This window comes from Pontibacter sp. 13R65, assembly GCF_047525655.1.
Classification (GTDB): domain Bacteria; phylum Bacteroidota; class Bacteroidia; order Cytophagales; family Hymenobacteraceae; genus Pontibacter.
Window position 1 is genome coordinate 18,837 of the sequence record NZ_JBLIQL010000002.1, and the last position, 17,273, is coordinate 36,109.

Below are 17,273 nucleotides of genomic sequence, written 5' to 3' on the forward strand. Positions count from 1 at the left end.
AATTAGACCGCAGGATCAGAAAGTGCTTCTGAAAGACGACTTTTAATGGCCTCGTAGGTTTTGTAACCTCTGCTGATCAGGCTTATTTTTTTGCCGCTTAACAAATACAAGCTAGGAAAAGCAATAGCCCTGAGCTGGCGGGCGATCAGAAAATCCTGCTGTGTTTTTTCAACAGTCGTTTCTGAGAAAAAATTTTCCAGAAAATCTTTCTCTGTGGCACCAAACTTTAAGGCAATAGCGGCCAGCACATTCGGGTTTGTTACGTCCTGGTTGCGATGGTAAAACGCCTCCTGAATCTCTTCTGCCATATCCATTTCTTTACCTGCGTTGAGGTAGCGCATAGCAACCACAGCCCTACAGGCAGGTTCGGTGTCGTAGATAAAATTTTCTCGCTTAAAAAAGCTGTAATTAAATGGCTGGCCAGTCGTTTTTTCGACCTCTTTCCAATGCTGCTCCACATCCTCTACTGCATCAGCTTGTAAGGTGGTGGTAGCACCAGGCCTCAGTCCACCCACCACCAGTTTTAGGTGAAGTGGTAGCTCCTGTTCTTCTTTCAGTTTGTGTATTACAGGCGAAAACCCATAGCACCAGGTACACATCGGGTCCATTACATAAATCAGGTGCGGCACTGCCAGCAACTCATTCTTTTCATCCATAGCTGTTTGTTTAAAGATCTCAGGTATCAGCACGTTTATCATCACCCGCAGAGGCAACCTATAGACCCTCCGGCTCTTGTACCGGATTGGAAAAAGGTATAATTTATCTTCACAAAAATAAGCATTTTAACTTATATAGAATAGCCGCTCTCAACAACCACGTTCACCTGCTCATACCTTGCTGCTCCGCGCTTAGAAAGTAATTCTGCTAATGAAAATAGTCTTCCGGAGGTAAAAAGTTTAGGAATTAAGCTTGTAAGACCTCGCAGCGTGCGCAGCTCCTGCGAGTATCTGGGAGAAGGTTAAAAATCTAACATCTAAAGTCTAACATCTAAAATCTTAAAATCACCTCCGGAAGGCTGTTTTTATTAGAAGAATTTGCTGTCAACAAACCCGCCTGCTACCACACGCCAGAAAAAACTAGCGCATTAAAACCATAATACTATATCTATTGCCGATTATCTACTAACTATTCCTAAATTTGCGGTCCTAAGAAACAATGCTAGAAAAACAGATGTCAGAGTATAATTTCAATCAAATTGAGAAAAAATGGCAGCGGTACTGGGAGCAAAACCAGACGTTCAGAGCCGAGGCAGCAAGTGAGAAACCTAAATACTACTCACTCGACATGTTTCCGTACCCTTCCGGTGCAGGGCTTCATGTGGGGCACCCGCTCGGTTACATTGCCTCTGACATCGTGAGCCGCTACAAGCGCTCCAAAGGCTTTAATGTGCTGCATCCAATGGGCTTCGATGCTTTTGGCTTACCGGCAGAGCAATATGCGATACAGACTGGCCAGCACCCAGCCATTACCACTGAACAAAACATTACCCGCTACCTGGAGCAGCTTAAGAACCTGGGCTTCTCCTTTGAGTGGGAACGTGAGGTGCGCACCTCCGACCCAGGCTACTACAAATGGACGCAGTGGATCTTTATGCAGCTGTTCCAAAGCTACTATAACTATAGTGCAGAAGCAGCAGAGCCCATAGACCAGTTGGTGCGTGCCTTCGAGGAAAGCGGTAACCAAAAAGTAAACGCCGCCTGCGATGAAGATACTCCTGCCTTTACCTCTGATGAGTGGCTGGCCATGACGGAGCAGCAAAAAGCGGAGATGCTCTTGAAATACCGCTTAACCTACGTGGCAGAAGCTGTAGTAAACTGGTGCCCTGCCCTGGGTACTGTACTGGCAAACGATGAAGTTAAAGACGGCGTATCAGAGCGTGGTGGCTATCCGGTAGAGCGGAAGCGTATGCGCCAGTGGATGATGCGCATTACAGCCTATGCAGAGCGTTTGTTGCAGGGGCTGGACAAGATCGACTGGCCGGAGCCGGTAAAGGAAATGCAGCGTAACTGGATAGGAAAATCCATTGGGGCTGAAATGGCCTTTGCTATCGAAAATTCGGATCAACAAATTAAAGTATTTACCACCCGCATCGATACCATTTATGGCGTAACGTTTCTGGTACTCGCACCGGAGCATGAACTGGTGAACCAGATTACCACTACAGAGCAGGCCTTTGAGGTGGAAACCTATGTGGCTGTTGCTAAAAACCGTTCGGAACGCGAGCGCATGGCCGATGTAAAAACCATCTCAGGTGCCTTTACCGGAGCATATGCCATTAACCCGTTTAACGGCGAAAAAATACCTGTGTACATTGCCGATTACGTGCTAGCTGGATACGGTACCGGAGCCGTTATGGCAGTACCATCTGGCGATCAGCGCGACTGGAACTTTGCCACTCATTTTAATTTGCCTATTGTGCAGGTGCTCGATGCCCAGCAAGATATAGCGCATCAGGCAGATGCGACTAAAGAAGGCCGCTATATGAATTCGGAAATAATCAATGGCCTTACGTATCAGGAAGCCATGCCCGTGCTGATCAAGTTCCTGGAAGACAATGGTGTTGGAAAGGCCAAGATCAACTTCCGCATGCGCGATGCGGTGTTCAGCCGCCAACGCTACTGGGGAGAACCTGTGCCAGTGTATTTTAAGGACGGAATTCCGCACCTGATCCAGGAGAGCGAACTGCCCCTGGAGCTGCCAAAAATAGATGCTTACCTACCTACTGAAACAGGTGAGCCACCGCTTGGACGCGCCGTAGATTGGAAATACCAGAACGAGCACCCTTACGAATTAAGCACGATGCCTGGCTGGGCGGGCTCGAGCTGGTACTGGTACCGCTACATGGACCCTCAGAACGAGCAGGCCTTTGTAGACCAGGATGTGGTAAATTACTGGCGCAGCGTAGATCTTTACATTGGCGGTTCCGAACATGCCACTGGCCACTTGCTCTACTCCCGCTTCTGGAATAAGTTCCTCTTCGATATGGCACTGGTGCCGGAAGACGAGCCATTTAAAAAGCTGATCAATCAGGGCATGATCCAGGGCAGGTCAAACTTTGTGTACCGCCTTAAAGACAGCAACACATTTGTCTCATTCGGGTTGAAAGAACAGTATGACACAACGGAACTGCATGTTGATGTTAATATTGTGGAGAATGATGTGCTGGATCTGGAGGCATTTAAGAGCTGGCGTGCAGAGTATGCGAGTGCAGAGTTTATCTTGGAGGACGGAAAATACATCTGCGGCGTTGAGATTGAGAAGATGTCGAAGTCGAAGTATAACGTAGTAAACCCGGATGACCTGGTAGAACGATTGGGTGCCGATACACTACGCATGTATGAAATGTTCCTGGGGCCGCTGGAGCAGTTTAAGCCGTGGAATACCAATGGCATGGACGGTGTAAATAAATTCCTGCGCCGCTTCTGGAAGCTCTTCTTCGACAAAGATGGTAACCTGGCTGTTTCTGATGCCGAGCCTACTCCTGTTGAGCTAAAATCGCTGCACAAAACCATTAAGAAAGTAGAAGAAGATATTGAGCGCTTTTCGTTCAATACCTCAGTGTCCACCTTCATGATTTGTGTAAATGAGCTGGTGCAGCTTAAGTGCAATAAACGCGCTATTCTGGAGCCGCTTACCATTATTCTGGCTCCTTATGCTCCACATATTACAGAGGAGTTATGGGAAAAACTTGGGCATAGCGAAAGCATTAGTTTTGCCCAGTTCCCGACTTGGAACGCCGATTACCTGATAGAAAATTCTTTTGAGTATCCGGTATCGATCAATGGTAAAATGCGCGCCAAGTTAACGTTTGCCACTGATGCTGCACGCGAAGAAATGGAAAAAGCCGTTGTTGCCGATGAGCAGGTACAGAAATTCTTGGAAGGAAAATCACCAAAGAAAATTATTATTGTGCAGAACAAAATAATAAACGTGGTAGTATAAAGACCTCCATCTTACCAATTAACTTACAAAAGCCGCTTAGAATTAATTTTAGGCGGCTTTTGCTTTTCCGGACTTTACAAATGCAAATTATGTGCAACTGAAGCACCTAAAAGGCACACTTCTACGACTGCCAATATCAGCAGCATTAGTGAAACAAGAAACGGCCGACTTTATATTTTTAGCTTGCGCACAGAAGAGCGTACTTTATCAAGCAGTGCATTAAGGGTTTGAGCTTCCTGCTCATCCAGCTCGAGGAGCATACCGTCCATATGTACAATTTTTTCGTCTATTCTCTTGAGCAATGCCAGACCTTTTTCAGAAATCAGTATGTTGACCAACCTTTTATCGATTGGATTAGGCGTAACAGAAACGAGCTCTTTGTTTTTGAGCCTGCTCACTAACCGCGATACATCCGACATTTTATCTAGCATACGCTCTCTCAGTACGGAGGTAGAAACAGGATCTGGAAATTCATCGCGCAGGATGCGCAGAATATTATACTGCTGAAATGTAAGCTCGTAATGTTTGAAAAAAATCTCATAAGTGTTAAAAACTAAACTGGAAGTATAAACAATATTTATACATCCCTTTTGCCTTTCATTCCGAAAGGAATAGCCTTCTAATTCAAGTTCTAGCTGCATGTAACGTAGAATGTGTGTATTCAAGTATAAGTAAAAAATATTTTTTTCCTGCTGATTTTCTACCTTTTTTTAAAGAATTCTGCTCATCGTTTTGTATTAGATTGCATATCAAAGAAGTGTAAAAAGCCCTTGCTACAGAATAGCACATAATATACAAAATATTGTTTAATTCTATATTCTTTTTGATGTATAAACATAAATTTCTGCCTCTGCAGCACTTTTAGGGTGATTTGCAGTCTCCGGGCACTCCCCTTATTGCTATCCCTTAAACTATATAGCCGGATTTAATTTGGACTTAATTTACAAATGAAAACAGGTAACCTTGGCTGCAGACTTTATAGCAGCCAATTTTTTTCTGTCGTCAGGGCTGCCAACAGAAAAATGCACTTTAATTTAAGTTACAAGAGAGGCTTGCAAGGCTTTGGGTAACTTTTGTACTATCAGGTTATAGGAGTCGTCTATCCATTGTTGTAGCAGCTTATCAGGAACGGAACCATCAGGTACAATCGTATTCCAATGTTTTTTGCTCATATGGTAGCCTGGCAGTACACAGGTGTATTTTTCCCTTAGCTCAATGGCTAAGGTTGGGTCACATTTTAGATTAATACCTGAAGAATAGGTATTAACATTGGTAAGGGCAAATATTTTTCCGCAAACCTTAAACACGAGGGTATCTTCACCAAAAGGCATAGCTTCTGTAGTGCCTGGTTTCGCCAGGCAATACTCCCGAAACTCCTCAATGTTCATAGCTGATTTACCAGTGTTTGATTATAAAGTATACCAGCCCCAATAAAAACATAACAATGGAGATTTTGTTAATGGTATGCATTGCGCGTAAATTAAAATTCGATTTGCGGTTTGCATCTTTTTTACGGAAAAAATAAGTTGCCACTTCTGAAAAATCAAATAAACCTTTCATGATCGTCTTCTTTTTAGGAAATACAATAATTAAACTTTAAAAATGAAATCGCCTCCTTCTGTGGCTATTCATCAGGCCTTATCCTGTTAAATTCTTTAAATGAAACTGGCCTTCCAGAGGCATTTAAGGCCATTGGCCTATAAGGCACGACCAAAGGGATTTATTACAGCTGGCTAATTACTGCTCCAACTGCATTGGCTCCAGCCATTTCTCATCCTCGCGGATAAGCTCGATAAGCTCATCTACGGCGCGGTCGGCAGGAACAGATTTTTTAACAACAGTCTGGCCGCGGTATAACGCTATTTTATCTTTGCCAACACCCACGTAGCCATAATCTGCATCTGCCATTTCACCAGGTCCGTTTACAATGCAGCCCATAATCCCGATCTTCACTCCTTTTAGGTGGTCAGTACGTTTACGGATCATAGCAGTAGTTTCCTGCAGGTCGAAAAGTGTGCGGCCGCAGCTTGGGCAACTGATGTACTCTGTTTTGCTCATGCGAGTGCGCGCTGCCTGCAAAATACCGAAACTAAGGTTATTAAGCTTATCGATGGTTTGCAGTAGATCAGGCTTATGCTGAGCAGACAGAAACTCTGTTCCAAGCATAACGCCATCGCCTAAGCCATCTATAAGCAAACCTCCTATATCAGTCGCTGCATATAGCTGCACCTGGTCATTGGTAAGTTCCCCGTACGCTCGTTTTATAATACAAGGTGTTTTAACTCCATTGTTCATGAGCCGGAAAAAGCACTTGCGTAGCTCAGGCATGGCATGTTCGTTGGTAGTGTTTAAGAAAAGTACCGCGGTTGAATCTTCTTTCAGACGCTGCAGCATAGCATCAGTCAAATCACTTATTGAGGCCTCTACAAAATTGAGCCGAGGGTGCAGTTGTGTAGCTTCCAGGTATTGTTTTGTGGTGAGCAGGGGATGACTGTTCTCCTGATCTGTCATTAGTTGCCAGGGCACATAATGCACAATTTCTTTCAGGCCGTTGGGCAACATGAAGGTAATAGGTGTATCGCCGGTATAAATAAAATCGGCACCCAAATCGTTCATGTTAAACTTATCGAGCAGCATGGAGTATAGGTGTCCTACACTTTTCAGATCTGCGTACACCACATCCTGCAAACGGCTCAGGTCTGCCACCACACGCGGCACATTTAAGCCACCCAGGTTCTCCACCTCCACCGTATCCCGGCGGTTGTACTGAAACGGATCGTTGGGCACCTCACATATCGGCTTAATCGGCTGAGCTTTTTCGGCCCGGTGTGTATAACGGTCGATGAGGGCTTTGGCAACGGGAGCTTCTGCTTCCGGAGCCTCCGTTAACGACACCCGCACCGTATCACCTAATCCATCTTCTAACAAAGTGCCGATGCCTACAGCCGATTTAATCCGCCCGTCTTCTGCTTCTCCAGCCTCTGTAACACCCAGGTGCAGCGGGTAAGGTTTTAGCCCCTCTTCCTCTAATTTTTGAACCAGCAGCCTGTACGCCTGCACCATTACCTGCGTGTTCGAGGCTTTCATGGAAATGACGATGTTGTAGTACTGCTCATCTTCACAAATTCGCAAAAACTCCAGCGCACTTTCCACCATGCCCAGCGGCGTATCACCGTATCTACTTAAAATTCGGTCGGAGAGCGAACCGTGGTTCGTACCAATGCGCATGGCCGTTCCATGCTCCTTGCAGATCCGGACAAGAGGCAAAAATCGTTCACGAATACGGTCCAGTTCTGCCTGGTAGGTGGTATCGTTGTACTCAATTACTTCAAACTTCTTTTTATCGGCATAGTTACCTGGGTTAACGCGCACCTTTTCGACAATACGCGCTGCCACTTCGGCAGCATTGGGAGTAAAGTGAATGTCGGCAATTAAAGGCACTTTGTAGCCTCGGCGATGCAACTCATTGCGGATTTGGCGCAGGTTCTCCGCTTCCTTTATGCTCGGAGCTGTAATTCTAATATATTCGCAGCCAGCCTCAATCATGCGAATACACTGCTCCACCGACCCAAGCGTGTCCATGGTATCTACGGTAGTCATCGACTGTACTCTGATTGGGTAATCGCCTCCCATAGGCAAATCGCCAATATTAACTACTATAGATTTTCTGCGCTCGTAGGCCGTCAGGCTCGGACAATAAATTTTGCTCATCTGAATATGAATCTGCTTGTATTATTAACCAAAGTTAACCCTGGTTTGTTCAACTGCTATAGAACGTAAAGTTACTGTTTATTCGTTATTATAATCTTAAAAATAACCTGGCGCCTGCTTCTGTGGCTAACCTTTCAGAAGATGCAACAATAATGAATAGGTCGATTAAAAAAATGTAAAGAGGGGGATTAGTTTACTCTCTATTACATTTAATCCATTAATTTTTAATAAATTATAAATCAATACGTATTAAGTAAAAGCTACTTGCTGGTAGAAACTAATAACTGTAGAACATGAAATTCACAATACCTCATTTTGAACAACTTAAACCAGAGGAGCTCATGCGCTGGACCAAGTTGAGGCAGCAACAGGTGGCAGAATCTATTCTTATTACCAAAGACACTGTGCTGGGATTTTTAAAAAGGCAAGCCGAAAGAGGCAATTGGCAGGAAGTAGAGCAAGTGCTAAAAGGAAAACCGATAACAGCAGGCGCAAAATTTATGGCCCAGGAGCTTAAAGATCGGATTGTACGCAACCTCATAATTCGAATGGGGCTTAGGCCTGTTATAGCGGCTGGTCTGGCGCTGGTACTCCTCCCACTCATACTGGCTAAAATTGGCGGAACGATTATAAGCAAATGGCGATAAGCACATCCGTAGCCACTTGGTTTAGCTATAACCAACACGCTTCAACCTTGTTAAGGAATAGTGAAATTATTCTAATCGAAAGTGCATTCCGGAGCTGTTTTAAGCTAGGTTTGACTAGGCCTTGGCACATAAAAAAGGAGGCAACCTTTCGGTTGCCTCCTTTTTTACAAAGATTATTTCTGATTAGCGCAGGAAAAGCAGCTCACGGTATTTAACCAGTGGCCAGTCTTCGTCGTCTACCATCAGTTCCAGCTTGTCTACGCTGTGACGGATAGTATCGAAGTAGCTGTAAATTTCTTCGCAATAGAAAATAGCACGCTCACGTGAATCTTCTATTTTATTAGCCACTTTACGCTGACCGATCATGGCGACTACATTTTTCTGAATAGTAGAAATGTAGCCAGACATTTTTTTGATAGATTCCAGCATGGTGTCAGAGTAATCGTCTTCCAGACCAAGCTCCTTCAGGCCTTTGTAGTTGTTGATCAGCTTGTTCTGATAAGCAACGGCAGTAGGAATAACGTGGTTCATGGCTAGATCGCCCATTACACGAGATTCGATCTGGATCTTTTTGATGTACTCTTCCAGAAGGATTTCGTGACGCGCATTCAATTCAACCTCAGTAAAGATACCATGTTTCGTGAACAGGTCTTTTACGTCTTGTCTGTGGTACACGTCAAGCGCGCGTGGCGTGGATTTAACGTTAGATAAACCACGACGCTCAGCTTCCTGAGCCCACTCCTCTGAGTAGCCGTTTCCTTCGAAGCGGATGTTCTTAGACTCTACTACATACTCGCGCAACACCTGGATAATAGCAATCTCTTTCTTCATGCCTTGTCCGTCGATCAGTTGATCAACTTTAGTTCTGAACTCGATCAGCTGATTAGCCATCATGGTGTTCAGCGCAGTCATAGGAGCAGACACGTTGGCAGAAGAACCAACAGCACGGAACTCAAACTTATTACCTGTAAAGGCAAAAGGAGAAGTACGGTTACGGTCGGTGTTGTCCAGAAGGATCTCAGGTATCTTGTCAATACCAAGCTTCATGTACATGTTATCACCTTTCTCCATAGGCACTTTCTCGGTGCGCTCGAACTCGTCGAGCAACTCTGTTAACTGCTGTCCGATAAATACAGACATAATAGCCGGAGGAGCTTCGTTTGCACCTAAACGGTGGTCGTTGCTGGCAGAGGCAATGGTTGCACGTAACAGATCAGCATTTTTGTAAACCGCCTGAATGGTATTGATGAAGAAAGTAAGGAACTGCAGGTTCTCTTTTGGTTTTTTGCCAGGAGACAACAGGTTTACACCTGTGTTGGTGCTCATAGCCCAGTTGTTGTGCTTGCCGCTACCGTTAATTCCTTTAAACGGCTTCTCGTGCAGCAGCACTTTAAACCCATGCAACTCGGCCACCTTGTCCATAATATCCATCAGGAGCTGGTTGTGGTCGGCAGCAAGGCTGGCATCTTCGAAAGTAGGTGCACACTCAAACTGGCTTGGAGCCACTTCATTGTGACGCGTACGCAACGGAATACCTAATTTATGGGCAGCAGTTTCGAAATCGACCATAAAGGCGTGCACACGGCTAGGGATAGAACCAAAATAATGGTCTTCCAGCTGCTGGCCTTTGGCAGGCGAATGTCCGAATACAGTTCTTCCGGAAATAGCAAGGTCAGGGCGTGCATCGTACAAAGCTCTGTCTACCAGGAAATATTCCTGCTCGATACCCAACGTAACGCCAACTCTAGAAACATCCTTATCAAAATACTGGCAAACCGGCACGGCAGCTTCATTCAGCAGGTTCAGCGACTTCAGCAATGGTGTCTTGTAATCAAGGGCTTCGCCAGTGTAAGAAACGAAGATAGTAGGAATACAAAGCGTTTTAGAACCACCGCTCTCCAAGATAAAGGCAGGAGAAGAAGGATCCCAGGCAGTATACCCACGGGCCTCAAAAGTATTTCGGATACCACCGCTAGGGAAAGAAGAGGCATCTGGCTCTTGCTGTACCAAAGCGCTTGCTTTAAAGCTCTCGATTGCCTTGCCATCGCTGGTCAGGTCAAAAAACGAGTCATGCTTTTCGGCAGTAGCACCTGTCAACGGTTGGAACCAGTGTGTGTAGTGTGTAGCACCTTTGTCTACTGCCCATGCTTTCATAGCAGCTGCAACAGTATCGGCTAAGTTGCGGTCTACTTTTTCTCCCGCATCGATGGCACGACGCAGCTTCTTAAAGTAGTCAGATGAGAGTGTTGAACGCATGGCGTCTAATCCAAATACGTTCTCTCCATAGTAATCTGAAATTTTTTGTGAAGTAGATGATACCTCAGTAACTGTTCGTTGGCTTACGAGCTCAAGAGCTTTGAAACGAAGTTTGGCCATATGAAGATAAGGTTGTTGTTTTTATTTGAGCAAATATAGCCAGAAATTTAATTTCACAAGCGTATTGCTGATTTTTTTATAGGTGTTTTTAAAATTTCTTGCTAATTTTTTAAATAACCCCCTTCTTTTTGCACCAGATCCGCCAAAAAATCACCCTTTTTTCTAATCACTGCATTGATTTTTGTTTTAAAAGCTTTTTCGACTCCAGATTTTTTACCTGCGGCTGCTATCCTACCTATTCTTAATAGCTAATTCATCAACTTAATAAGGTTTTTGCAGAAGCCCCCTTTTAAAATCTGGCTTTAGTTTAGGAAAAGATTATTTTTTCTGAAGATGCCTCTCTATAAGGGAAGGATCGGCAATAAAGTAAATCAACCAAATATGAAATGCTTTCATGAACAATGATGATAATCCCAATTAAGATAAGTGGAGAACGATTTACAGTTTACTTCATGAATTATTTGGTCTTAGAGCGGCATATATACTTAGCGACTGCCGCCAGTGCGCAAGAAGAGCGTGCTACCAGAAAATAGAAGATATCAGCAAATTAGGAAACCCCTTCAGGCACTAGCGGGATTTCTGCTCCGGAAGGGCAATTTCATTAGAATAATTGAGTGTTGTTTTTAGAAGCTGGCTTAATGCTAGTAAACTATTGAGGCAGACACAAAAGAATGTTGGTCTTTTCCTGCTAAAAGAGAAGATTACTTTACTTCCAACCGATCGTATAGACTTGAGCTATAGTATATGAATTTATTTACCCCAAACTCGATGTTATAACTGGTAGTATTTTTGCATAAGGCTTTTTGTAGCAAACGGGTGCTTCTAAGTAATCTAACAGAGCACCGCTTAATGCGCTATATTTGCACCGTGAAACGAAGAATTTTTTATCAGCCTTTTTATTTCCTGTTCTGGATTATCTACTTTCTGGTGACCAGAGCTATTTTTTTGCTGTACCACCTGCCCCGCACACATACCTTAAGCAGTAAAGAAGTTGGGCAGGTTTTTCTTAATGGATTACCATTAGACATTTCCTTTGCCGCCTACTGCTCCTTAATTCCATTTTTAGCTATCACCATATCGGTGGCTATACCTAAACTCCGGGCTGGCAAATTTATCAGGTATTACACCTTTAGCATTATTTTATTGCTTACCCTGCTGCTGGCTGCAGACCTGGAGCTTTATAATTTCTGGGGCTTCCGACTCGACTCGTCTCCTCTCCAGTACCTGAATACCCCTGCCGAACTCATGGCTTCAACAGCCATTGCACCCTGGTTTTTACTTGCTGTTATTACAATAACTACGTCAGCCTTTTTCCTGTTCTTGTTCAGGTTTGTATTCGACTACAGAACTTTTGTGCATATTTACCCGCGGCTGCTCTTTTCTGCCATTGCCTTTTTGTACCTTATTCTACTTGTGATTCCTATCCGGGGCGGATTGCAGCAAATCCCGATTAACCAAAGCATCGCTTATTTTTCTGATAAGCCTTTTGCCAACCATGCCAGCTTAAACATGCCCTGGAATCTGATGCACTCTTTGCTCAAGTACAACAAGGAAAAGAAAAACCCTTACCAGTTTATGGAGCTGCAGCAGGCCGAGAGCCTGGTAGCACACCTGTATGCCGCCACTCCTGATTCGGCAGAAAATATTTTGCGGGAAAAAAAGCCAAACGTGCTCTTTATCATTTTAGAAAGCTTTACTGGAAAATTTGTCGGCAGCCTGGGCGGTGAGCAAGGCGTTACACCAAACCTGGATAAACTGGCCGCTGATGGCATTAACTTTACACAGATGTACGCCAGCGGCGACCGAAGCGAAAAAGGCCTGGTTTCGTTGTTGAGCGGTTACCCGGTGCAAACAACTACCTCCATCATTAAAAACCCAAGAAAGTCAGAACAGCTGCCGGAGCTTAGTGTGGTATTTGAGCAACACGGCTATAGCACCAGCTTTTACCACGGAGGTGAGTTGGAGTTTGCCAACATCAAATCGTATTTGCTCAATGGAGGCTACGACCGACTTATCAGCAAGTTTGATTTTAGCTCTAAGACTTATAATTCAAAATGGGGAACGCACGATCATGTGCTTTTCAATAAGGTACTGCAAGATCTTAACACCGAGAAACAGCCCTTCTTTTCTACTGTTTTTACCCTTAGCAGCCATGAGCCTTATGATATCCCGATTCCCGCTAAATTCCCAGGCAACGATTTTGCCGCCATGTTCCGGAATTCAGTTTACTATACCGACTGGGCTTTAGGGCAATTTATAGAAGCGGCACAGCAGCAGCCGTGGTGGGAGCATACGCTGGTTGTGCTGGTGGCAGACCACGGGCACCCACTTCCAAACGAAGACCCGAACCATGTGCCTTCCAAATTTCGAATACCATTTATACTAACAGGTGGAGCTGTAAAGGAAAAAGGCAGGCAAGTAGCTACCCTTGGTACTCAAACCGACATTGCCGCCACCCTGTTGCACCAGCTGGGCATGCCATACGACGAGTTTAAGTGGAGCAGAAACCTGCTGGCTCCAAGTGCACATCCTTTTGCTTTTTATGTTTTCAACGATGGCTTTGGCTACATAACCAACCAAGGCGCCGTGGTCCTGGATAACATAGGTAGAAATGTCCTGCTCCGCGACGAAGGTGTAACCGATGAGCAACTGGAGCAGGGCAAAGCTTACATGCAATATTCCTTCGAAGATTTTATTTTGAAGTAGTTTGACTGATTGGGTAATTTAAAGATATAGAGATCTGGAAATAATCTGAATTCTCATTGATGCATCAGGTTCTGAATCATGTAAGAAAACTGATTTTTTAAGATAAACTGTCTTTATTATTTCTATTCTCTTGCCCTTACATCCTCCTACTCCGCTCATCTAAAAATTAATTTTCGTAACTTTGCTGCCTCATTATGAAAACAGTAGCATTTTATACATTAGGTTGTAAACTCAACTACTCCGAAACCAGCACCATTGGTCGGCTGTTTCAGGAGCGTGGCTTCCAGAAAGTGGAGTTTACCGATACCCCAGATATTTATGTGATCAACACTTGTTCTGTAACAGACAATGCTGACAAGAAATGTCGGAAAATAGTAAAGGAGGCGCTCAAGCACTCTCCTAATGCCTTTATAACCATTGTAGGTTGCTACGCTCAGCTTAAACCAAAAGAGATTAGCGAAATACCTGGCGTGGATGCAGTGTTGGGCGCCGCTGAAAAATTTCAGCTGGTAGATATTCTGGATGGTTTTGAGAAGAAGGAAAAGCCGCAGGTGCATGCAAGTGCCATCAGTGAGGCTAATACATTCCACAACTCTTATTCATTTGGAGACCGCACCCGTACTTTTCTTAAAGTGCAGGATGGCTGCGACTATTCCTGCACGTTCTGCACCATTCCGTTGGCACGTGGCAACAGCCGCTCCGACACCATTGCCAACGTAGTGCGATCTGCTCACGAAATCGCCGAGTCTGGTGTAAAGGAGATTGTGCTCACCGGTGTAAATACTGGTGACTTCGGATTACAAGAGGGCAAGCGGGTAGAGACTTTCTACGAGCTGGTGCAGGAACTTGATAATGTAACGCCAATCAACCGATTCCGGATCTCATCCATAGAGCCCAACCTGTTAAGCAACGAGATTATAGAGTTTGTAGCAAAAAGCCAGCGCTTTATGCCGCATTTCCATGTGCCGCTGCAATCGGGCTCCAACAAAATACTCAAACTCATGCGCCGCCGTTACCTGCGGGAACTATACGCCGACCGCGTGGCCAGTATTAAATCACATATGCCACACTGCTGCATTGGGGTAGATGTAATTGTAGGCTTCCCTGGCGAAACAGAAGAAGATTTTCTGGAGACATATAATTTCCTGAATGCGCTGGATGTAAGCTACTTACATGTTTTTCCTTACTCTGAGCGTGAAAACACAATGGCGCCAGGCATGGCAGGTAAAGTAAGCATTAAAGACCGGAACCGCCGCGCCGACATGTTGCGCATCTTGTCTGAAAAGAAAAAGCGCTATTTCTACGAGCAGAATATTGGCCGTGAGTTTACAGTGTTGTTTGAAGATGATGTAAAAGATGGCCAGATGGAAGGCTGGACAGAAAACTATGTGCGCGTGGTTGCCAAGTACGACCCGGTACTGGTTAACGAAACCAAGCACGTGCGCCTTACTGCTGTAAACGCTGAAGGACTAATGGAAGCAGAAGAAACTTATGTCGAAGTGCTGAAGCATTAATTTTCAGCTAGATAACTATCAGCGGCAAAAAGTAGAATGGCTTGCGTCTTCTTGTAAGGAATATGCGCTTATTATTAGAATTAACTAAAACCAAATAAAGAATCAACCTGTGAAAGTAAGAAACTATGTAATTGGCCTTTCGATGGTCTCCCTGCTGATGAGCGGCTGCCAAAATGATAAAAACAACCAGGCAAACAACGCACCCGCTGCCTCAGTACCGCAACAAGCAGGCTCCGACACTACTGCCGCAGCGAATGACGGATTGCTGGCCGCAGAAAAGGTAGTCTACATCAACACCGACACCTTGCTTACCAATTACCAGTATTTTAAAGATGTAAGCGCTCGTTTGAAAACAAAGGCGCAGAAAACTGAGCAGAATTTACGTTCACAAGCAGAATCTTTTCAAAAAGAAGTGGCCAAATACCAGCAAACTGGTGCCAGCATGACGGCAGAGCAGCAGGCCTCTACGGAGCAGAAGCTTGCTCAGAAGCAGCAACAGATCCAGGAGCGTAGCCAAAAAGCTGGCAACGACATTGCCACCGAAGAATCTGAAGAAATGAAAAAGCTTTATGACCGTGTGGAGACCTACCTCAAGAAATTCTGCGAAGAAAAAGGTTACAAGATGGTACTCAGCTATGCTAGAGGGAACAGTGCCATTTTATATGGCGTGAGCTCTTTAGATGTTACTACCGAGGTGCTGACAGGCCTTAACCAGGAATACGAGCAGGAAAAGTCGAAAGCAAAAAAATAACAGCTTCCTATCTTTAAAAAAAGGCTTCCGCTACTGTTAAGGTGTAGTGGAAGCCTTTTTTAATCTAGTTGACCTCTAGGAAACTAGAAAATGGTCGATAAATTATTCTAATCAAAACGCCCTTCCAGAGCCATTTTTACAATTCTAGCCCTAGGGCAGGTATTGGCTCACAGAAAACAACTCTTCTTCATCTAATGCCGTTGGCAATTCCATTCTGATGCGCCATTCCTTAGGGAAATAATTATTCATTCTATTGCCAATTTGCTTAGCCCAACCCAAAGGCAAACCTTTGTATTGCAGCAATACCCAATTCGTACCGCCACTCCCCGCGTTTATATCTTCTTTCCGGAGGTAGCGGAGTGCCTGCTCCAGTGTAAGATCAATGGTTTCGAAGGCGGATTTGTTCAGGTAACGAGATAGCGATAGCTGGTGCTGTGGTTTTATTTTTTTTCCTTTTACCTCGGCTATCTCGGTACCGGCATACACCACGTACAGCTGCTGGTAAAGTTCGTCTATCTCCTCGAAATAGTCAGCAGGAATGGCGGTTATGAAATCACCGTATTGTACCCACTCAAAATTTCCTGGGTTAAGGAGCCAGTTTTCTACCAGTGCTTTTTCCTTTTTGCCTGCCAGGCTGAGTTTATACTTTTTCCTTTTGCTGCTCTTAAAACTGATGGCCTCTTCCAAAGGTTTGCGCATAACTGTCAGAAAAAAGCCTTCGCCCTGCAACTGGTGCGGATAAAAGCGGTAGCCCTCCACTCCTGCTAAGCTTCCTGACACCACTCCCCAGGCTGGCTCAAGATCAAGTTTTAAATTTTGCGCACCGTTCTGCTGTGCCAGCCAGGCCATATTTTCTTCATTTTCCGCCAGGTTCCAGGTGCAGGTACTGTATATCAATAAACCTCCTGGTTTTAGGGCTGGCCATACATCCATTAAAATACGCTGCTGCCGCTGGGCACATAACTTCACATTCTCCTCCGACCACTCGTCCATGGCATTGGCATCTTTCCGGAACATGCCTTCTCCACTGCAGGGGGCATCTACCACCATCACATCAAAAAAATGAGGAAGCCTTCCAAAGTCGCGCGGGTCGTTGCTTGTAACCACTACATTGCTGCTGCCCCACTTTGCTATGTTTTCCGCCAAAATGGTGGCTCTGCTACGTATTACCTCATTCGAAACAAGCAGGCTTTCGTCAGAAAGCAAACTGGCCAGGTGCGTAGATTTGCCTCCTGGCGCACCACACAGGTCCAGCACCCGTAGCGGCTGAGAAACATCTGCTGCCTGCGTTAATGCCTGCTCCAGAAACATGGAACTCGCCTCCTGCACATAATACGCCCCGGCATGCAGCAAAGGATCCAGCGTAAACAAAGGCCTTTCAGGCAAATAATAGCCCTGATGAGTCCAGGGTATTGGCTGCAGCTCTCTAGGCTCCTCTATTTTTGTATGGTTAATGCGGATGCTAATGGGTGGCGTGGCTGCCATAGCTTGCTCAAACGACTGAAATTCAGCTCCAAGCTGCTGCTTCATTCGTTCTGCAAAAGAAGTAGGTAGGTTCTTCATAAAGCGAAGATACGGCTAAAAGTGGTGCCGTGGCAGTTCCTTTTTTATTCGGCACATTTTAGC

Annotated in this window: 12 protein-coding genes; 5 read left to right on the plus strand and 7 right to left on the minus strand. The window is 44.9% G+C overall.

Annotated features, from left to right (window positions below):
• Positions 1-2: 2 nt before the first annotated feature.
• Positions 3-656, minus strand: a complete 654-nt coding sequence (locus tag ACMA1I_RS02665; RefSeq protein ID WP_337066704.1) for a DsbA family protein — start codon at positions 654-656, stop codon at positions 3-5.
• A gap of 514 nt (positions 657-1,170) precedes the next feature.
• Here ACMA1I_RS02665 and leuS point away from each other — a divergent pair.
• Positions 1,171-3,942: a leucine--tRNA ligase gene (leuS, locus tag ACMA1I_RS02670; RefSeq protein ID WP_337066705.1), complete on the plus strand. Its 2,772-nt coding sequence runs from the start codon at positions 1,171-1,173 to the stop codon at positions 3,940-3,942.
• A gap of 170 nt (positions 3,943-4,112) precedes the next feature.
• On the opposite strand, the gene ACMA1I_RS02675 is transcribed toward leuS, so the two are convergent.
• The 4 genes from ACMA1I_RS02675 to ispG form a co-directional block, all read right to left on the minus strand.
• On the minus strand, positions 4,113-4,583 hold the full coding sequence (locus ACMA1I_RS02675) for a MarR family winged helix-turn-helix transcriptional regulator (protein WP_337066706.1): 471 nt from the start codon (positions 4,581-4,583) through the stop codon (positions 4,113-4,115).
• A 393-nt stretch (positions 4,584-4,976) separates the two neighbouring features.
• Positions 4,977-5,330: an MmcQ/YjbR family DNA-binding protein gene (locus ACMA1I_RS02680; protein ID WP_337066707.1), complete on the minus strand. Its 354-nt coding sequence runs from the start codon at positions 5,328-5,330 to the stop codon at positions 4,977-4,979.
• A 7-nt stretch (positions 5,331-5,337) separates the two neighbouring features.
• Entirely contained in the window at positions 5,338-5,502 is a 165-nt protein-coding gene (locus ACMA1I_RS02685; protein WP_337066708.1) for a DUF6728 family protein, read from the minus strand.
• A 177-nt stretch (positions 5,503-5,679) separates the two neighbouring features.
• Complete coding sequence (gene ispG, locus ACMA1I_RS02690) at positions 5,680-7,653, minus strand: (E)-4-hydroxy-3-methylbut-2-enyl-diphosphate synthase (RefSeq protein ID WP_337066710.1); 1,974 nt, start codon at positions 7,651-7,653, stop codon at positions 5,680-5,682.
• Positions 7,654-7,946: 293 nt separating this feature from the next.
• On the opposite strand from ispG, the gene ACMA1I_RS02695 reads away from it, so the two are divergent.
• Positions 7,947-8,300 (plus strand): hypothetical protein, encoded by a 354-nt coding sequence (locus ACMA1I_RS02695; protein ID WP_337066711.1) that lies wholly within the window; start codon positions 7,947-7,949, stop codon positions 8,298-8,300.
• A gap of 183 nt (positions 8,301-8,483) precedes the next feature.
• Here the strand turns inward: ACMA1I_RS02695 and ACMA1I_RS02700 are convergent, their stop codons facing one another.
• The gene (locus tag ACMA1I_RS02700; RefSeq protein WP_337066712.1) at positions 8,484-10,676 is read right to left on the minus strand and encodes a glutamine synthetase III; all 2,193 of its coding nucleotides are present in this window, start codon (positions 10,674-10,676) and stop codon (positions 8,484-8,486) included.
• An 867-nt stretch (positions 10,677-11,543) separates the two neighbouring features.
• Between ACMA1I_RS02700 and ACMA1I_RS02705 the strand changes: the two genes are divergently transcribed.
• From ACMA1I_RS02705 to ACMA1I_RS02715, 3 genes are all read left to right on the plus strand, one after another.
• Complete coding sequence (locus tag ACMA1I_RS02705; protein WP_337066713.1) at positions 11,544-13,382, plus strand: LTA synthase family protein; 1,839 nt, start codon at positions 11,544-11,546, stop codon at positions 13,380-13,382.
• Positions 13,383-13,576: 194 nt separating this feature from the next.
• On the plus strand, positions 13,577-14,896 hold the full coding sequence (mtaB, locus tag ACMA1I_RS02710) for a tRNA (N(6)-L-threonylcarbamoyladenosine(37)-C(2))-methylthiotransferase MtaB (protein WP_337066714.1): 1,320 nt from the start codon (positions 13,577-13,579) through the stop codon (positions 14,894-14,896).
• Positions 14,897-15,005: 109 nt separating this feature from the next.
• Entirely contained in the window at positions 15,006-15,647 is a 642-nt protein-coding gene (locus ACMA1I_RS02715; RefSeq protein WP_337066715.1) for an OmpH family outer membrane protein, read from the plus strand.
• Positions 15,648-15,797: 150 nt separating this feature from the next.
• Here ACMA1I_RS02715 and ACMA1I_RS02720 read toward each other — a convergent pair whose 3' ends face one another.
• On the minus strand, positions 15,798-17,210 hold the full coding sequence (locus ACMA1I_RS02720) for a methyltransferase RsmF C-terminal domain-like protein (RefSeq protein ID WP_337066716.1): 1,413 nt from the start codon (positions 17,208-17,210) through the stop codon (positions 15,798-15,800).
• Positions 17,211-17,273 lie beyond the last annotated feature (63 nt).

Excerpts from the sequence above, each read along its gene's own strand:
- ACMA1I_RS02665 (WP_337066704.1), bottom strand. The coding sequence starts at position 656 with ATGGATGAAAAGAATGAGTTGCTGGCAGTGCCGCACCTGATTTATGTA.
- leuS (WP_337066705.1), top strand. The coding sequence starts at position 1,171 with ATGTCAGAGTATAATTTCAATCAAATTGAGAAAAAATGGCAGCGGTAC.
- ACMA1I_RS02675 (WP_337066706.1), bottom strand. The coding sequence starts at position 4,583 with ATGCAGCTAGAACTTGAATTAGAAGGCTATTCCTTTCGGAATGAAAGG.
- ACMA1I_RS02680 (WP_337066707.1), bottom strand. The coding sequence starts at position 5,330 with ATGAACATTGAGGAGTTTCGGGAGTATTGCCTGGCGAAACCAGGCACT.
- ACMA1I_RS02685 (WP_337066708.1), bottom strand. The coding sequence starts at position 5,502 with ATGAAAGGTTTATTTGATTTTTCAGAAGTGGCAACTTATTTTTTCCGT.
- ispG (WP_337066710.1), bottom strand. The coding sequence starts at position 7,653 with ATGAGCAAAATTTATTGTCCGAGCCTGACGGCCTACGAGCGCAGAAAA.
- ACMA1I_RS02695 (WP_337066711.1), top strand. The coding sequence starts at position 7,947 with ATGAAATTCACAATACCTCATTTTGAACAACTTAAACCAGAGGAGCTC.
- ACMA1I_RS02700 (WP_337066712.1), bottom strand. The coding sequence starts at position 10,676 with ATGGCCAAACTTCGTTTCAAAGCTCTTGAGCTCGTAAGCCAACGAACA.
- mtaB (WP_337066714.1), top strand. The coding sequence starts at position 13,577 with ATGAAAACAGTAGCATTTTATACATTAGGTTGTAAACTCAACTACTCC.
- ACMA1I_RS02720 (WP_337066716.1), bottom strand. The coding sequence starts at position 17,210 with ATGAAGAACCTACCTACTTCTTTTGCAGAACGAATGAAGCAGCAGCTT.